We start from the raw sequence: 312 nt of genomic DNA on the forward strand, positions 1-312 counted from the left end.
GCGGTCCTTGACCAACTCCCGGACCGCATCGGCGTCGCCGGACACCACGACTGACCGCGGCCCGTTCACCGCCGCCAGACCCACCCGCCCCTCAACCAGCAGCGGCCGAACCTCGTCCTCCGACATCTCCAACGCAGCCATCAACCCACCGGCGGGCGCTGCGGCCATCAACCGGCCACGGGCCTCCACAATCCGGCAAGCACCCTCCAGATCCCACACCCCAGCCAGATACGCGGCGGTGAGCTCACCGATCGAATGACCGCCGAGGTGCTGCGGCCGCAGCCCCCAGGCTTCCAACTGCCGGAACGTCGC

Annotated in this window: 1 protein-coding gene; it reads right to left on the minus strand. The window is 70.2% G+C overall.

What is annotated here, in order from left to right:
- On the minus strand, positions 1-312 hold a 312-nt coding region (locus IEZ31_RS55380; RefSeq protein ID WP_190258228.1), incomplete at both ends, for an acyltransferase domain-containing protein.

Origin of the sequence: Dactylosporangium sucinum (genome assembly GCF_014647515.1) — a bacterium.
Classification (GTDB): domain Bacteria; phylum Actinomycetota; class Actinomycetes; order Mycobacteriales; family Micromonosporaceae; genus Dactylosporangium; species Dactylosporangium sucinum.